The following is a 17,171-nucleotide window of genomic DNA, read 5'->3' on the forward strand; positions in this document are numbered from 1 at the left end:
CCGGCCGCCGTCGGCGGATCAGGACGCGATCACGCGAACGCGCGGTCGAGGAGCTCCTTCTGCTCCGCGGTGTGGCGCTTGACGGTGCCCACCGACGGCGAGGACGACTCCGGACGGGTGACCGGCACGACGGTGGCCTCGACGTGCGGCCACACGTTGAGCGCGTAGTGCGGCCACGGACCCATGTTCGCCGGCTCGTCCTGCACCCACCGGACCTCCTTGAGGTGGGGGTAGCGGGCGATCTCGGCCTGGATCTCGGCCGTTGGGCGCGGGTAGAGCTGCTCGACCCGCGCGATAGCGAACCGGCCGCTGTTCTCCCGCTTCGCCCGCTCGACCATGAGGTCCCAGGTGACGCGACCCGAGCACAGCAGCAGCGTGTCGACCTGTGCCGGGTCGGCGGTCGCGTCGGCGATGAAGGGCTGGAACGTGCCGCTGGTGAAGTCGGCGGGCGCCGAGGAGGCCTCCTTGCGCTTGAGCATCGACTTCGGGGTGAAGACGATCAGCGGGCGGTGGGCCGACCCGAGCGCGTGCTGGCGCAGCAGGTGGAAGTAGGAGGCGGGCGTGGAGGGCTGGGCCACCACGAACGCCTCGTCGGCCGCCATCGTCAAGAACCGCTCGATGCGGGCCGAGGAGTGGTCGGGTCCCTGGCCCTCGTAGCCGTGCGGGAGCAGCAGGACGACGCCGGAGTCCTGGCGCCACTTCGTCTTGCCGGCGGTGATGAACTCGTCGATCACCGTCTGGGCGCCGTTGACGAAGTCGCCGAACTGGGCCTCCCACAGCACCAGCGCCTCGGGACGCGCCACGGAGTAGCCGTACTCGAAGCCGAGTGCTGCGTACTCGGAGAGCAGCGAGTCGTAGACGTGGAACTTGGCCTGGTCCTCGGTGAGGTTGGACAGCGGCGTCCACTCGTCGGCGTTGGTGCGGTCGATGATCGTCGCGAAGCGCTGCACGAACGTGCCGCGCCGCGAGTCCTGACCGGCCAGGCGGACGGGGCGGCCGTCCATCAGCAGCGAGCCGAAGGCGAGGATCTCGCCGGTGCCCCAGTCGATGGGGCCCTCGGTGATCGCGGTGGCGCGACGCTGCAGCTGCGGCATCACCTTCGGGTGCACCGTGAAGCCCTCGGGCGGGGTCACGTACGCATCCGAGATGCGCTTGAGCACCTCCAGCGGGACGGCGGTGATCGCGTCGCCGGCCGGCTTCTCGGGGTAGTCGGGGACGGTGGTCCACTCCGAGGGCTGGCTGGTGGCGTCGCGCACCTCGGTGAAGACGCGCTCGAGCTGCTGCTGGTAGTCGCGCAGGACCTGCTCGGCCTCCTCGATCGTGATGTCGCCACGGCCGATGAGGGACTCGGTGTAGAGCTTGCGCACCGAGCGCTTCTGCTCGATGAGGTCGTACATGAGCGGCTGGGTGTAGCTGGGGTCGTCGCCCTCGTTGTGGCCGCGGCGGCGGTAGCAGACGAGGTCGATGACGACGTCCTTGTTGAACGCCTGGCGGTACTCGAAGGCCAGCCGGGCCACGCGGATGCAGGCCTCGGGGTCGTCGCCGTTCACGTGGAAGATCGGCGCCTGCACCATGCGGGCGACATCGGTGCAGTACAGCGACGAGCGCGAGGAGCCGGGCGAGGTGGTGAAGCCGACCTGGTTGTTGACGACCACGTGGATCGTGCCGCCCGTGCGGTACCCGCGCAGCTGGGAGAGGTTGAGGGTCTCGGCGACCACGCCCTGGCCGGCGAACGCCGCGTCGCCGTGCACGAGCACGGGAAGCACCGGGTAGGCCGCGCCGCGGTCGAGGACGTCCTGCTTGGCGCGCGCGATGCCCTCGAGCACCGGGTCGACGGCCTCGAGGTGGGAGGGGTTCGCGGCCACGGAGACCTTGACGTTGTCGCCCTTGCCGCTGACGAACTCGCCCTCGGCGCCGAGGTGGTACTTCACGTCGCCCGAGCCCTGCACGGTGCGGGGGTCGATGTTGCCCTCGAACTCCCGGAAGATCTGGGAGTAGCTCTTGCCGACGATGTTCGCGAGCACGTTGAGGCGGCCACGGTGGGCCATGCCGATCGCGACCTCGTCGAGGCCGGCCTCGGCGGCCGCCTCGCAGATCTCGTCGAGCACCGGGATGGTGGTCTCGCCGCCCTCGAGGCTGAAGCGCTTCTGGCCGACGAACTTGGTCTGCAGGAAGGTCTCGAAGGCCTCGGCCTGGTTGAGCTTGAGCAGGATGCGCAGCTGCTCCTCGCGCGGAGGCTTGCTGTGCGGCTGCTCGACACGCTCCTGGATCCACCGGCGCTGCTCGGGGTCCATGATGTGCATGTACTCGATGCCGGTGGTGCGGCAGTAGGAGTCGCGCAGGATGCCGAGGATGTGGCGCAGCTTCATGAAGCGCCGGCCCTCGCCGCCGAACGAGCCGGTGGCGAACTCGCGGTCGAGGTCCCACAGGGTGAGGCCGTGGGACTCCACCCGGAGGTCGGGGTGGCTGCGCTGGCGGTACTCCAGCGGGTCGGTGTCGGCCATGAGGTGGCCGCGCACGCGGTAGGCGTGGATCAGCTCGAGGATGCGCGCCTGCTTGCTGATCTCGTCGTCGTGGGACGTCGCGATGTCGTTGGACCAGCGGATCGGCTCGTAGGGGATGCGCAGCGAGCGGAAGATCTCGTCGTAGAAGCCGTCGTTGCCGAGCAGCAGCTGGTGCACGCGCTTGAGGAACTCGCCCGACTGCGCGCCCTGGATGACGCGGTGGTCGTAGGTCGAGGTGAGCGTCATGACCTTGCTGATGGCGTTGCGCGCGATGGCCTCCTCCGAGGCGCCCTGCCACTCCGGCGGGTACTCCATCGCGCCGACGCCGATGATCGCGCCCTGACCCTTCATCAGGCGCGGCACCGAGTGGTTGGTGCCGATGCCGCCGGGGTTGGTGAGCGAGATCGTGGTGCCCTGGAAGTCGGTGACCGCGAGCTTGTTGTCGCGCGCCTTGGTGACGATGTCCTCGTAGGCGGTCCAGAAGGCCGCGAAGTCCATGTTCTCGCAGGCCTTGATGGCCGGGACGAGGAGCTGGCGCGAGCCGTCGGGCTTCTGCAGGTCGATCGCGAGGCCGAGGTTGATGTGGGCCGGCGTGATCAGGTTGGGCTTGCCGTCGATCACGTCGAAGCCGACGTTCATCTCCGGCATCGACTTCACGGCCTGCACCAGGGCGTAGCCGATGATGTGGGTGAAGCTCACCTTGCCGCCGCGGGCGCGCGCGAGGTGGCTGTTGATGACGATGCGGTTGTCCCACAGCAGCTTGACGGGGACCGTGCGCACCGAGGTGGCGGTCGGCACCGTCAGCGAGACGTCCATGTTCTGCGCGGTGCGGGCCGAGGCGCCACGCAGCACCGTCAGCACCGGCTCGTCGTTGGCCTCCGACGGCGCCGCCGGGCGGGTGTCCTTCGGGACCGGGGCGCTGGTGCCCTTCGCGGGCTCGGCGGCCTTGGCCACCGGGCGCGGCTCGGCGACCGGCGCGGGCGCGGCGGCGGGGGCCGGAGCAGCAGCCGCGGGGGCGGCGGGGGCCGGAGCAGGTGCTGCGGCGGGGGCCGGAGCAGCAGGAGCCGGAGCAGCGGCGGCGGGAGCGGTCCCGTTGCCGTTGGCCGAGCCGTTGCCCGTGCCGTGCTGCGCGCGGAAGTAGGCGGCCCAGGCGGGGTCGACGCTCGAGGGGTCGGCCTGGAAGCGGTCGAACATCTCCTCGACGAGCCACTCGTTGGCTCCGAAGTCGGCGGCAGGGTCCGTCGTGGTGGATGGGGTCTGATGGCCTGGGGACTGCGGCACGACTTGCTTCGCCTCTTCCGGATGAGCGCGCGGTTGGGTGGATTGGGACCGTCCTCAAGGCTAGTCCCCCCACGGTCCGAATGCCGAGGTTGGGGTGGACTTTCGGACAGGGTGTCGGCAACCGCACATCGGACGGCCCGCGGCGGGCGTGTCGCGACGACGGGCCGCGGGCCGGTCCCGGAGGATGGGGGCATGCTGCGAGGCCCCTCCGTGCGCCACCGTCCCCGTGTGCGGACCCGTGTGACGAGCCCCCTGAGGAGCCTCGAGCGGAGCCCTCTGAGGAGCATGGCGCCGGGCGTCGTCCTCGCGCTCTCGCTGAGCCTCGCTGCGGCGTCCTGCAGCGGGTCCGACGAGAAGTCCCCGGCCGGTCCGGGCAGCCCCTCGGCGGCGCCGCCGCTGACGACCACTGCCCGCGCGGGGGAGGTCGTCGGCAAGCTCGACACCGCAGCCACGACCAAGGCCGTCGACGAGGTCCAGGAGGTCGTCGACGGCTGGCTCGACGCCGCCTTCACCGGCCCCTTCCCGCGGGCGGACTTCGCCGACGCCTTCCCCGGGTTCACCGCCGGTGCGGCGCGGTCGGCCCGGCAGGACCTCGACGAGCTCACCGCGGCGTCGGTCGCCGACGACATCGACGGCCTCACCGCGACCCGGCGCACCCTGGCGGTCGATCTGCTCGCCGTGCGTGGCGTCGCCCGCACCGCGACCGCACGCGTCCGCCTCGACTACACCACCACCGGCGACACCGCCGTCGACCGCACACTCCTGGGCCGGCTCTTCCTCACCTTCGAGGGCGGACGCTGGACCGTCTTCGGGTACGACGTGGCCCAGGGGTTGAGCGGTCGCCCCGCGGCGAGTGCGTCGAGCAGCGGCGATCCCTCGCCGTCGCCGACGACCGGCTCCACCGACTCGACCGGCTCGACCGGCTCGACCGACTCCAGCGAAGGGAGCGCCTCGTGAGCGCGCGCCGTACCCGCTCCGTACGCCGCCGCGGCCGGCGCACTGCCGTCCGCGCGGGCGTCCTCGGCGGCGTCCTCGCCCTGACGGCGGCCGTCGTCCCCAACGCCGCGGTCAGCTCGACCCAGGTGAGCCTGGTGCGGGCCCAGAGCGCGGGCGCCGTCGATCTGAGCCCGAACGTGCTCTGGATCCTCGCCGTGGGCTCCGACGCCCGACCGGGGGAGGAGATGACCCGCACCCGCGGTGACGCGCTCCAGCTCATCGGGATGGACCTGCGCACGCACGCGGCCACCTCCATCGGCATCCCGCGCGACTCCTGGGTCGAGATCCCCGGCTACGGCTCCAACCGGATCAACGCCGCCCTCTACTTCGGCGGCCCGAAGCTGCTCGGCCAGGTGGTCGGCGACCTCGTGGGCATCCAGCCCGACTACGTGTTCGTGACCCGCTTCCCGTTCTTCGAGCAGATGGTCGACGACATCGGCGGCATCACGGTCGACAATCCGCGGTACTTCTTCGACGAGAACCTCAAGCCGAACGGCTTCCAGGCCGGGAAGATCCGCCTGGGCGGGTACAGCGCGATGGCCTTCGCGCGGAGCCGCCACCAGCTCCCCGCCGGGGACTTCGATCGTTCGGCGAACCAGCAGCGGGTGATCCGGGGCATCCAGGCCCGCATCGCCGATCAGGCCGACCGACCCGGCTTCATCGAATCCGGCGTCGCCACGGTCATGCAGCACCTCTACACCGATCTCGGGCCGGCCGAGCTGTTCAAGATCGCCCAGGCGGTCGCCCAGGTCGACCCCCGTCGCATCACCGGCTGCGTGGTGCAGGGCAGCATCGGCAACATCGGCGGCGCCAGCGTGGTGCTGCCCTACGTCGACATGGCCCGTCGCTTCGGCGACGAGGCCCGCGACGACGCCACGCTCCCGAAGGGCTGCTGAGTCCCGCCGCCGGGTCCCTCCCCGCTCCCAGCGCGGTCTGCACCGGCGAGCGAGCGATCCGCCTCATCCGGTCCGGGTGAGGCGGCGGTGACGAGACGTGTCGGTCTCGGCATGCCCGCGGTGCGAGGCATCCAGGGCCCGGAACCGCCCGGAACCGCCCGGAACCTGCCCGAACCTGCCGGAAATGGCCGACGGGCCCGCATCGTGCGATGCGGGCCCGTCGGATGGAGCGAGGTGTCAGCGAGCGCCCTTGATCTTGCCGAGGGGCAGGATGTGGGCCTGGGCCCACCCGATGCTGAGCTTGGTCGCCAGGCCGGGGATCGTGAGGCGGATGCCCTCGACGCCCGTGCCCGAGCGGTTGTCGGCCTTCGGGATGGCCGCACCGAACTGGATGACGTTGGTGTCGCCGGTGAGCTTGTCCACGAACTCGTAGATCTTGCCCAGGACCGGCTTCACGCCGCCCAGGAGCGACTTGCCGTCGACCAGGATGTCGCCGACCGTGACGGTCCGGCGCTTCTGCACGGCGGCGGTGGCGCTCGGACGGAACAGGTTGATGACGGTCTTCAGACCCTGCACCTCGAGACCGAGGGCGGGGATCTTCAGGGTGCCCAGCGAGCTGCTGACCATGCCCTTGGCGCGACCGCGGCTGAGCTGCTGGCCGCTGTAGGCGTAGGTGATGTCGGACAGGTCGACCAGCGCGGTGTCGCTGACGCCCGGGATCGCGAGCGGGAACGACGTGCTGTCGACGTGCTTGCTGAGGGTCTGGCCCGAGGTGCCCTCGCAGGGGATGGTGCGACGCTGGATGCCACCGAGGTGGAGCAGGTCGTTACCGGCCGCGAGGTCGAGGCCCATCATGTTGGAGCGGAAGAAGGCGCTGGTCAGCGGCGCGGAGATGCGCGACTTGGCCTGGCCCAGCTCGAGGACGTCGCCGAGGCGGTCGGTGGCCGGGAAGAGGTTGATGCGCAGCGCGTAGGCCTTCGAGGCCGCCGAGTTGTCGGTGATCTTGTGGTAGGCGGTACCGAGGGAGATCTCCGCGAGACCCGGGATGGTGACCTTGCCGACCGACTGGAGCAGCTGGATGACCTGGTTGACGATCTGGGTGACCGGCGCGGCGACCTGGTTGAGGATGTCGAGCAGGTCGGCCAGGGGGGTGCCGTCGACGACGCTGCCGTCGTAGTCGATCTTCATGCCCTGGAAGGCGAAGGACTCGTTGGTGTCCCACTTCTTCGACGCGTTGGCGGCGTGGAAGGAGTCGGCCACGCTGGTGAGACCCTCGATGCTCAGCTTCGGCAGGGTCACGCCGCCGACGGTGTTGCCGCCGATCTGGACGTCGGCGATCGTGCTGGTCGCCCGGACGCCGTCGATGCCGGCGGCCTTGTCCTGGTAGGTCTGCGTGGTGCTGGTGACCGGCGAGATCGACACGAGGTCCTGCAGCTCCTGGGGGAGGTAGCTGGTGACCGAGGCGACCGAGTTGGCCACGCTGCTCAGGCCCGCGAGGTCGGTGCAGTGCTGCTTGGCCTGCGCGTCCTTGAGGCTGAAGACGTCGATGCCGTTGGCGAGCACCTTGGTGCCCCACGCCCACGCCTCGCGACCGAACTGGGTCGCGACCGGCTTGGAGCTGGACGACGTCGTGGTGCTGGCAGCCTCGTCGGCGTGGGCCGACGGGAGGTACGACAGGGTGCCGGTGGCTCCCACGGCGCACACGGCGGCTGTGGCGACCGCACGCTTGAGTTGCTTCTTCACTCTTCCTACTTTCGTGAGCAGTGGCTCGCTGTCTCCGGAGGAGGAGATGGGTCGAGAACCCTCCCCGAGTGATGGAACCCCCATGGGTCCCACCTCCCTCAGGCAGGTAACGAGGGGCTGATCGGGGCGTTAGGCCCACGTCACACTCGGTCTAGACCGGTCCGGTCCGTCGTCCAGTCGCCTGCACGCGTCCGGATCCGCTGTGGCGGAGGAGTGACCCGTGCACGACCGGGGAGGAGTCGGGTGCCCGCCGTTCCCGATCGGCCACGGGTCCCGGAACGACAGCGACCCCGCCGGGACGGCGGGGTCGGGACTCCCGATGCGGGAGAGGTCGGCTGGCGCCCTCGGCAGGATTCGAACCTGCGACACCTGGTACCGGAAACCAGTGCTCTATCCCCTGAGCTACGAGGGCCGACGCGGCACGACCTTACAGGTCGCCGCGGGTCGCACCGAATCCGGTCCGAGGCTCATCGCAGGGCGACGGGCATCCGCTCGTAGCCGCGCAGCACCCGCGTCGGACGGCGGGTCGGCTCGCCGTCCAGGCGCAGGTCGGGGAAGCGCTCGTGGAGCAGCCGCAGGCCGATCGTCGCCTCCGCGCGGGCCAGGCTCGCGCCCAGGCAGTAGTGCACCCCGGAGGAGAACGCCAGGTGGCGCCCGGCGTCGTCGCGCGTCGGGTCGAAGCGGGCCGGGTCGGCGAAGACGGCGGGGTCGCGGTTGGCCCCGCCCAGGTAGGTCAGGACGCCGGTGCCCCGCCGCACCGGGCTGCCGGCGACCACGGTGTCGGTCAGGGCCGAACGGAAGGTGAGCTGGACGGGGGAGTCGAAGCGCAGGGTCTCCTCGACGACGCCGCCCCAGAGCCCCGGATCGTCGCGGACGGCGGCACGCACCTCGGGTCGGGACTGCACCTGCGCGACGGCGTTGCCGATGAGGTTGACCGTGGTCTCGAAGCCGGCGCCGAGCACGAGCAGGCCGATGCCGCGCAGCTCCAGGTCGGTGAGGTCGTCGTCCTCGAGGGTGGCCAACGCGCTGAGCAGGTCGTCGCCGGGGGAGCGGCGCTTGGCGGCGAGGTGGTCGTCGAGCCACCGGTGGAGGGCCCGCACGTGCTGCTGCGCCCCGCGGTACTGGCGCCAGGTCAGGGCGGGGTCGAGGGTGATCGCGGCGCCGTTGCCCCACGCCAGCAGTTGGGCGTGCTGGTGCGCGGGCACCCCGAGGATCTCGGCGATGATCGCGACCGGCAGCAGGGCCGCGTACTCCTCCACGAGGTCGACCCGCGAGCCCTGCGCGGCCAGCCCGTCGAGAAGGCGCGTCGCGGTCTCGGTGATGCGCTCCTCCAACCCACGGACCTCGCGGGCGGTGAACCAGCGGGTGACCAGCCGCCGGTAGCGCCCGTGCACCGGAGGGTCGACGGCCAGCATGGACGGCGGGTCGACCGGGCCGGCGGCCCAGGGGTCGAGCGACCACGCGAAGGCACGCTGCAACCGGCCGGGCAGCTCGAAGGCGACCCCGAAGTCGTCGCTGCGCAGGATCTCGGTGGCCGCCGCGTGATCGACGGTGCCCATCAGCCGGCCGTTGTCGATGAACACGGAGCCGCGGGCCGCGGCGTCCGCGCGGATGCGTTCGTAGGCGGGGAAGGGGTCCTGGCGCAGGTCGGGGTCGACGACCAGCCGCGACACCAGGTCGCCGCCCCGGGCGCCCTGACGGATCGCGAGGCCCGGCAGCCCGTGACCCAGGCCCCAGCGCAGTCCCGAACGGACGGGGGAGAGGACGTCGATCGTCACGACATCACCCTAGAGCCGCCTGCGCAGCCGGCACGGCGTCGTCCCGAGCCTGAAGGAGCCCTGAGTTCTGTCTGAGAAAGCCGTCCTCGCCCGTCACCTCGCCGCACAGACGACGGTTGGCCAGGATCAGGCGCCCTGATCCGGGGCGCCCGACCGCACCCCGGTCCTTCGCCGTCCCCAGGGAGAACGCGTGACCCGCTCCGGCCCCATCCCCAGCCCCGAACGACGCCTGCGCGGACAGCGCCGAGCGACGTCGCTCGCCGTCCCCATGCTCCTGGCCGCCGCCCTGGTCGCCGTCGGCGGTCTAGCACCAGCCGAGGCCCTCGACGCCGACTCGACCGCGCTCGTCGCCGGTCTGCCCGGCGTCCTCTCCCAGGTGCTGCCCTCCTGGGCACACGGGACGCCGGCGCGCGCCGTCGCCGCCGACACCCCCGTGCCGTTCGTCCTCCAGCTGGCGGGCCGCCACACGAACGAGTTGCAGCAGGTGGCCACCGAGGTCAGCGACCCGACCTCCTCGCGCTACCGCCACTTCCTCACCCCGCGCCAGTACCGCGCCCGCTTCGCGCCGGAGCCGGCCGCCGTCGCGACCGTGCGCAGCGTCGTCAGCGCGGCGGGCCTGGAGGTCGTCCAGGTCAGCCCCGACCGCACCTTCGTGACGGTCCAGGGCCCCGCCGGCCTCGTCGGACGTCTCTTCTCCACCAGCTTCGGCCTCTTCGACGTCGCGGGCTCGCTGCTGCGCTCGCCGCTCACGGCGCCGGTGCTGCCGACCGCGCTGCGCGGCGTGGTCGCCAACGTGGCCGGACTGGCCCAGGACCAGCCGCTGCGTCCGACCCACGTGCTCGACGGCCCGGACGCCGACCCGTCGCCCGCCTTCCAGAACGCCCGCCCGTGCTCGTCCTACTACGGGCAGAAGACCGCGACCACGCAGCCGACCTACCAGGGCGTGCGCGAGCCGCTCGCGATCTGCGGCTACACCCCGCGCCAGCTGCGCAGCGCCTACGGCATCCCCGCGACGAAGCTGACCGGCAAGGGCGCGAGCGTCGGCATCGTCGACGCCTACGCCTCCCCGACCATCCTCGACGACGCCAACGCCTACGCCACCAAGCACGGCGACAAGCCCTTCGCCGACGGCCAGTTCGTCGACAACTCCCCGCCGGGACTGAGCTCGCTGCCCGAGGACCCCAGCGGCCTGCTGCTCGACCCGCAGGGCTGGGCCGGTGAGGAGACCCTCGACGTGGAGGCCGTGCACGGGATGGCGCCCGACGCGAAGGTCGTCTACCAGGGTGCGCTCACGCCGTTCGGTCCGTTCCTCTACGTCGCGCTCGGCCAGCTCGTCGAGGGCGGCGACGTCCAGATCGTCAGCAACTCCTACGGCACCGGCGGCGACTCCCCGCTGCCCACCGACCAGCTGGTCTTCGACCAGGTGACCACCATGGCCGCGAGCCTCGGCGTGACGATCGACTTCTCCTCCGGCGACGACGGCGACGAGACCGACCCGTCGGCCGCCGGCGCGCGCACCGCCGACTTCCCGGCGACCAGCCCGGGGGTCACCGCGGTGGGCGGCACCTCGCTGCACATCGCCAAGGACGGCAGCCGCACGCTCGAGACCTACTGGGGCACCCGCAAGAACGTGCTCACCGCGGACAACAAGTCCTGGGACCTGAAGAACTCGACCTTCTCCGGTGGCGGTGGCGGCGGCGTCAGCACGCTGTACGCCGAGCCGGACTGGCAGAAGGGCGTCGTCCCCGACAGCCTGGCGACCTTCGGCGGTGTGAGCGCCGGCCGTGTCGAGCCGGACATCTCGATGGACGCCGACTCGACCACCGGCATGCTCGTCGGGCAGACCGAGACCTTCGCCGGCGGCAAGGTGGCCTACGGCGAGTACCGCATCGGCGGCACCAGCCTGTCGTGCCCGCTGTTCTCGGGCCTCCTCGCCCTCGCCGTGGGAGCTCGTGGCGGCAAGGGTCTGGGCAACGTCAACCCGACCCTCTACGGTGCCGCGGCCAAGCCCGGCGCACCGGCCAAGCTCTTCTACGACCCGGACGCCGTCAGCGTCGACAAGGCGGCCGGTGGCCAGAGCACGATCGGCAACGTCCGTCCCGACTACGCCGACCCGACCGACGCCACCAGTGCGGTCTCCTACAGCCTGCGCACGCTGGGCAACCTGGCCACGCTGCACGCGCTCAAGGGGTACGACGACTCGACCGGTCTCGGTGCCCCGCGGGCCAAGGCGCTGGTCGCGCTGCTGAAGGCCGCCGGCTGACCGACGGTCCTGCGTCGGGGGGGCTCCTCGCCCACCCTTATCGCCGTCCCGGTCGGGTGCTCGCCACCCGGCCGGGACGGTCCTGTGCCCGGGGGCCGGCCCGGCGTCCGCGCCCGATAACCCGATGCGGTCGCCGGGGCCGCCGCCGATAGGCTGGTGCAGTGACTCCTGAGCAGCTCTCCACCGCGATCGTCGACGTGCTGACGACGCTGTCCGACCAGGGTGCGATCACCCTGCCCGACGGCGTCCCGACCACGGTGACGGTGGAGCGTCCGCGTCAGAAGGGGCACGGCGACTACGCCACCAACGTGGCCCTCCAGCTGGGCAAGAAGGCCGGTCTGAACCCGCGGGCGTTCGCCGAGCTGATGCAGGCCGGCCTCGAGGCGCGCGAGGGTGTCGCCGCGGTCGAGATCGCCGGACCGGGCTTCCTCAACATCACCGTCGCCGCCGGCGCCCAGGGCCAGGTGGCCGGCGAGATCGTTGCGGCGGGCGCGGCCTACGGCCGCACCCAGACCCTCGCCGGGCACCGCATCGACGTCGAGTTCATCTCGGCCAACCCCACGGGTCCGCTCCACCTCGGCCATACGCGCTGGGCCGTGCTCGGCGACGCGATCGGCCGGGTGCTGAGCGCCGCCGGCGCCGAGGTCACCCGCGAGTTCTACATCAACGACCGCGGCGTGCAGATGAACCACTTCGCCGACTCGATCATCGCCGCCGCGCTCGGGCTCCCGGCTCCGGCCGACGGCTACCAGGGCGGCTACATCGACGACCTCGCCACCGCCGTCGGTCAGGCCCACCCCGGCATCTTCGACCTGCCCGCCGACGAGCGCCGCGACGCCGTCCGGGCCGCCGGTTACGAGATCCAGCTGCGCCAGCAGCAGGAGCAGCTCGACCGGTTCAACACGCACTTCGACGTGTGGTTCTCCGAGCTCTCCCTGCACGAGTCGGGCTCGGTGCCCGAGACCCTCCAGCGGCTCAAGGACCTCGGCCACGTCTACGAGCAGGACGGCGCGCTGTGGATGCGCACCACCGACTTCGGCGACGACAAGGACCGGGTGCTCATCAAGTCCGACGGCGAGCTCACCTACTTCGCCTCCGACACCGCCTACTACCTCAACAAGCGCAGCCGGGGCTTCGACCACTGCATCTACCTGCTCGGCGCCGACCACCACGGCTACGTCGGCCGGCTGCGCGCGATGGCCGCCTGCGTCGGCGACGACCCCGCGCAGACCCTCGACGTGATGATCGGGCAGCTGGTGAAGATCCTGCGCGACGGCGAGGAGCTCAAGCTCTCCAAGCGGGCCGGCACCATCGTGACCCTGGAGGAGCTCGCCGACGAGATCGGCGTCGACGCGCTGCGCTACTCCCTCGTGCGCTACCCGGCCGACTCCCCGCTCACCCTCGACGTCGCCGAGATCACCAAGGCGTCGGCCGAGAACCCCGTCTACTACGTGCAGTACGCCCACGCCCGCACGTGCCGGATGATCGCGAACGCCGCCGACCTGGGCATGACCCCGCCCGTCGACTTCGACCCCGCCCTGCTCTCCCACGAGCGCGAGGGCGAGTTGCTGCGCGCGCTGGCGGAGTTCCCGCGGGTCGTCGCCTCGGCCGCCGAGCTGCGCGAGCCGCACCGCATCGCCCGCTACCTCGAGGACACCGCCTCGGCGTTCAACAAGTGGTACGACACGAAGGAGTGCCGCCTGCTGCCGCAGGGCGACGAGCCGGTCTCGCCGGCCAACGAGGCGCGCCTCGTGCTCGCGGTCGCCGTCCGCACCGTGCTCGCCAACGGTCTCGATCTGCTCGGCGTCTCCGCGCCCGAGCGCATGTGAGCGGAGCATCGCGATGACCCACGAGGCCGGTTGGGCCCACGCGCCCGGCGCGCTGCGCGGCCCCGCGTGGTTGCGCCAGCCCGACGACGTCAACGCGCTGCTGCCGCAGCTGTGGTCGACCACCGCGCGCAAGCGGGACGGTGTCCTGGAGGTCGGCGGCGTCCCGCTGCCCGAGCTGGCCGCGGTCCACGGGACGCCGGCCTACGTGCTCGACGAGGCCGACTTCCGGGCCCGTGCGCGGACGTTCCGCGACGGGTTCGCCGGCTACGACGTCTACTACGCCGGGAAGGCGTTCCTCAGCGTCGCCGTCGCGCGGTGGGTGGCGCAGGAGGGTCTGTGCCTCGACGTCTGCTCCGGCGGCGAGCTGACGGTCGCCGAGCGTGCGGGCGTGCCCATGGAGCGCGTCGGGTTCCACGGCAACAACAAGACGGTCGCCGAGCTGGAGCGTGCGGTCACCCTCGGCGTCGGGCGCATCGTGGTCGACTCCTTCGACGAGATCGAGCGGCTCGGCACGATCACCCGCGAGCTCGGGCGCTCGGCCCGGGTGATGGTGCGCGTCACCGCCGGGGTGGAGGCGCACACCCACGAGTTCATCGCCACCGCCCACGAGGACCAGAAGTTCGGGTTCTCCATCGCCTCGGGTGCGGCCCTCGAGGCGACCCGCAGGGTGCTGGCCACCGACGGGCTCGAGCTGGTGGGCCTGCACTCCCACATCGGCAGCCAGATCTTCGACACGGCCGGCTTCGAGGTCGCGGCCCGCCGGGTGCTCGGTCTGCACCAGCGGGTCGCCGACGAGCTCAGCCACGTGATGCCCGAGATGGACCTCGGCGGCGGTTTCGGCATCGCCTACACCAGCCAGGACGAGCCGGCCGAGCCCGCGCACCTCGCCGCCGGCCTGACCTCGATCGTCGAGCAGGAGTGCCGGGCCCGCGGGATCGCCGTCCCGCACCTCTCGATCGAGCCCGGCCGCGCCATCGTCGGACCGGCGATGTGCACCTTGTATCGGGTCGGCACGGTCAAGCAGGTCACGCTCGACGCCGGCGCGGTGCGCACCTACGTCAGCGTCGACGGCGGCATGAGCGACAACATCCGCACCGCCCTCTACGACGCCGACTACTCCTGCACGCTGGCCTCCCGCGGCTCCGACGCCGCCCCGGTGCTGGCCCGCGTGGTCGGCAAGCACTGCGAGGCCGGCGACATCGTCGTCCGCGACGAGTTCCTGCCCGGCGACATCGCCCCCGGCGACCTCGTCGCCGTCCCGGGCACCGGCGCGTACTGCCGCTCGATGTCCTCGAACTACAACCACGCCCTGCGCCCGCCCGTCGTCGCGGTCGTCGACGGCGCCAGCCGGGTCATCGTGCGCCGCGAGACCGAGGACGACCTGCTCGCCACCGACGTGGGCTGACGGCGGGCGACGACCGCCGCGCCTGTCCGCCGCTCGTCGGCGAAATCAGTCCCGGCGCCGACCGCCGATACCCTGTGCCGGTGAGCACACCCCTCAAGGTCGCCGTCCTCGGTTGCGGCTCGGTCGGGTCGCAGGTGGTCCGTCTGCTCGGTGAGCAGGCCGACGACCTGGCGGCACGCATCGGCGCGCCCGTGGAGCTGGTGGGCGTGGCGGTCCGCCGCCTCGACGCCCCACGGGAGATCGAGGTGCCCGAGGGTCTGCTCACGACCGACGCCCACGCGCTGGTCACCCGCCCCGACGTCGACCTCGTCATCGAGGTCGTCGGCGGCATCGAGCCCGCCCGCTCGCTCATCCTGGCCGCCCTCGAGAACGGCGCGAGCGTGGTCACCGCCAACAAGGCGCTGCTCGCAGAAGACGGCCCGACGCTCTACGAGGCCGCCGAGAAGGCCGGGCGCGACCTCTACTACGAGGCCGCGGTGGCCGGCGCGATCCCGATCCTACGCCCGCTGCGCGAGTCCCTGGCCGGCGACCGCGTCACCCGCGTGCTGGGCATCGTCAACGGCACCACCAACTTCATCCTCGACAAGATGGACTCCTCCGGCGCCGGCTTCGCCGAGGCGCTCGAGGAGGCCCAGGAGCTCGGGTACGCCGAGGCCGACCCGACCGCCGACGTCGAGGGTTTCGACGCCGCCGCGAAGGCCGCGATCCTCGCCTCGCTCGCCTTCCACACCCGGGTCACGGCCTCCGACGTCCACCGTGAGGGCATCGCCGACGTCACCGCCGCCGACGTCGCCTCGGCCCGCGACATGGACGCCGTCGTCAAGCTGCTGGCGATCTGCGAACTGCGCACCACCGCCGCCGGCGAGGACGCCGTCGCGGTGCGCGTGCACCCGGCGATGATCCCCCGCTCGCACCCGCTCGCCTCGGTCCGCGAGGCCTACAACGCGGTGTTCGTGGAGTCCGAGGCCGCCGGCCAGCTGATGTTCTACGGCCCGGGTGCCGGCGGTTCGCCGACGGCGTCCGCGGTGCTCGGCGACCTCGTCACCGTCGCCCGCAACCGGCTGGCGGGCACCCGCGGGGCGGGCGAGTCGGCCTACGCCGACCGCGCGGTGCTGCCGATGGGGGAGACCCGCACCCGCTACCACGTCGCCATCGACGTCGACGACCGCGCGGGCGTGCTGGCCGCGGTGGCCACGGCGTTCGCCGAGCACGGCGTGTCGATCCAGACCGTCCGCCAGGAGGGCCGCGACGACGACGCCCAGCTCGTCGTCGTCTCCCACGAGGCCACCGACGCCCAGCTGTCCGCCACCGTCGCGCACCTGCGCGAGATGGACATCGTCCGCGACGTCACCTCGGTGATGCGCGTCGAAGGAGAGAACGAGTGACCGCCGACCAGCTCACCCGCACCCGCCAGTGGCGCGGGGTCATCGAGGAGTACCGCGCCCTGCTGGACATCCCCGAGGGCACGCCGGCGGTCACGCTGCGCGAGGGCGGCACCCCGCTGGTGCACTCGGAGTGGCTCTCGGGGCTCACCGGCGCGACCGTGCACCTCAAGGTCGAGGGCGACAACCCCACCGGCTCCTTCAAGGACCGCGGCATGACCGCGGCCATCTCGGTGGCCAAGCACGAGGGCGCCCAGGCGGTGGTCTGCGCCTCCACCGGCAACACCTCGGCCTCGATGGCGGCCTACGCCGCCAAGGCCGGGCTCAAGCCGCTGGTGCTCGTGCCCGAGGGCAAGATCGCCGCCGGCAAGATGGCGCAGGCGATCATGCACGGCGCCCAGGTGATCATGGTGCGCGGCAACTTCGACGACTGCCTGGCGATGGCCCGTGGCCTGTCGCAGGCCTATCCGGTGGCCCTGGTCAACTCGGTCAACCCGGTGCGTCTGGAAGGCCAGAAGACCGCGGCGTTCGAGATCTGCGACTTCCTCGGCGACGCCCCCGACTACCACCTGCTGCCGGTGGGCAACGCGGGCAACATCTCGGCCTACTGGTTGGGCTACACCCAGTACCTCGAGCTCGGGATGGCCACCAAGCGGCCCGTCATGCGGGGCTTCCAGGCCGAGGGCGCGAGCCCCCTGGTCACCGGCGAGCCGTTCCCGCACCCGGAGACCAAGGCCACCGCCATCCGCATCGGCAACCCGGCGTCCTGGCACCTCGCCGAGAAGGCGGCCAAGGAGTCCGAGGGCCGGTTCGCCGCCGTCACCGACGACCAGATCCTCGCCGCCCAGCGCGAGCTCGCCCAGCACGACGGCGTCTTCGTCGAGCCCGCGTCGGCCGCCGGCATCGCGGGTCTGCTCCAGGAGCTCGCGCAGGGGGAGTCCTACGCGGGCGCCCAGGTCGTCGTCACCGTCACCGGACACGGCCTGAAGGACACCGCCACCGCGCTGGAGGGCTTCGGCCCGCTCGTCGACATCGTCGTGGACGCCGATGTCGACGACGCCGCCCGCGCTGCCGGCCTCGCCTGAGCCCGCGGT

Annotated in this window: 10 protein-coding genes and 1 tRNA gene; 7 read left to right on the plus strand and 4 right to left on the minus strand. The window is 72.0% G+C overall.

What is annotated here, in order from left to right; translation table 11 throughout:
• Positions 1 to 29: 29 nt before the first annotated feature.
• A complete protein-coding gene (locus tag ABD671_RS04590; protein ID WP_344732062.1) occupies positions 30 to 3,785 on the minus strand; it encodes a multifunctional oxoglutarate decarboxylase/oxoglutarate dehydrogenase thiamine pyrophosphate-binding subunit/dihydrolipoyllysine-residue succinyltransferase subunit in 3,756 nt (1,251 codons plus the stop codon).
• A gap of 285 nt (positions 3,786 to 4,070) precedes the next feature.
• On the opposite strand from ABD671_RS04590, the gene ABD671_RS04595 reads away from it, so the two are divergent.
• Together ABD671_RS04595 and ABD671_RS04600 are read left to right on the plus strand one after the other, a co-directional pair.
• Positions 4,071 to 4,742 carry a hypothetical protein gene (locus ABD671_RS04595; RefSeq protein ID WP_344732063.1) on the plus strand — a complete coding sequence of 224 codons (672 nt, stop codon included), beginning with the start codon at positions 4,071 to 4,073 and terminating at the stop codon, positions 4,740 to 4,742.
• Positions 4,739 to 5,677 carry an LCP family protein gene (locus ABD671_RS04600; protein ID WP_344732064.1) on the plus strand — a complete coding sequence of 313 codons (939 nt, stop codon included), beginning with the start codon at positions 4,739 to 4,741 and terminating at the stop codon, positions 5,675 to 5,677. Before ABD671_RS04595 ends, ABD671_RS04600 begins: the two co-directional genes overlap by 4 nt.
• 237 nt (positions 5,678 to 5,914) lie before the next feature.
• Here ABD671_RS04600 and ABD671_RS04605 read toward each other — a convergent pair whose 3' ends face one another.
• The 3 genes from ABD671_RS04605 to ABD671_RS04615 form a co-directional block, all read right to left on the minus strand.
• Positions 5,915 to 7,420 carry a hypothetical protein gene (locus tag ABD671_RS04605; RefSeq protein WP_344732065.1) on the minus strand — a complete coding sequence of 502 codons (1,506 nt, stop codon included), beginning with the start codon at positions 7,418 to 7,420 and terminating at the stop codon, positions 5,915 to 5,917.
• 336 nt (positions 7,421 to 7,756) lie between these two features.
• Positions 7,757 to 7,832, minus strand: a tRNA-Arg gene (locus tag ABD671_RS04610).
• A 55-nt stretch (positions 7,833 to 7,887) separates the two neighbouring features.
• Positions 7,888 to 9,198 carry a cytochrome P450 gene (locus ABD671_RS04615; protein ID WP_344732066.1) on the minus strand — a complete coding sequence of 437 codons (1,311 nt, stop codon included), beginning with the start codon at positions 9,196 to 9,198 and terminating at the stop codon, positions 7,888 to 7,890.
• A 190-nt stretch (positions 9,199 to 9,388) separates the two neighbouring features.
• Here ABD671_RS04615 and ABD671_RS04620 point away from each other — a divergent pair, with 190 nt between their 5' ends.
• The 5 genes from ABD671_RS04620 (at position 9,389) to thrC (ending at position 17,162) form a co-directional block, all read left to right on the plus strand.
• Positions 9,389 to 11,461 carry a S53 family peptidase gene (locus tag ABD671_RS04620; RefSeq protein ID WP_344732068.1) on the plus strand — a complete coding sequence of 691 codons (2,073 nt, stop codon included), beginning with the start codon at positions 9,389 to 9,391 and terminating at the stop codon, positions 11,459 to 11,461.
• 161 nt (positions 11,462 to 11,622) lie between these two features.
• Positions 11,623 to 13,290, plus strand: coding sequence for an arginine--tRNA ligase (gene argS, locus ABD671_RS04625; RefSeq protein ID WP_344732069.1), 1,668 nt, complete (start codon positions 11,623 to 11,625; stop codon positions 13,288 to 13,290).
• A 7-nt stretch (positions 13,291 to 13,297) separates the two neighbouring features.
• Positions 13,298 to 14,695: a diaminopimelate decarboxylase gene (gene lysA, locus ABD671_RS04630; RefSeq protein WP_425574885.1), complete on the plus strand. Its 1,398-nt coding sequence runs from the start codon at positions 13,298 to 13,300 to the stop codon at positions 14,693 to 14,695.
• An 80-nt stretch (positions 14,696 to 14,775) separates the two neighbouring features.
• A complete protein-coding gene (locus ABD671_RS04635) occupies positions 14,776 to 16,080 on the plus strand; it encodes a homoserine dehydrogenase (RefSeq protein WP_344732071.1) in 1,305 nt (434 codons plus the stop codon).
• Positions 16,077 to 17,162 (plus strand): threonine synthase, encoded by a 1,086-nt coding sequence (gene thrC / locus ABD671_RS04640; protein ID WP_344732072.1) that lies wholly within the window; start codon positions 16,077 to 16,079, stop codon positions 17,160 to 17,162. Before ABD671_RS04635 ends, thrC begins: the two co-directional genes overlap by 4 nt.
• Positions 17,163 to 17,171: the final 9 nt, after the last annotated feature.

The sequence above is a fragment of the Nocardioides fonticola genome, from assembly GCF_039536805.1.
Taxonomy (GTDB): domain Bacteria; phylum Actinomycetota; class Actinomycetes; order Propionibacteriales; family Nocardioidaceae; genus Nocardioides; species Nocardioides fonticola.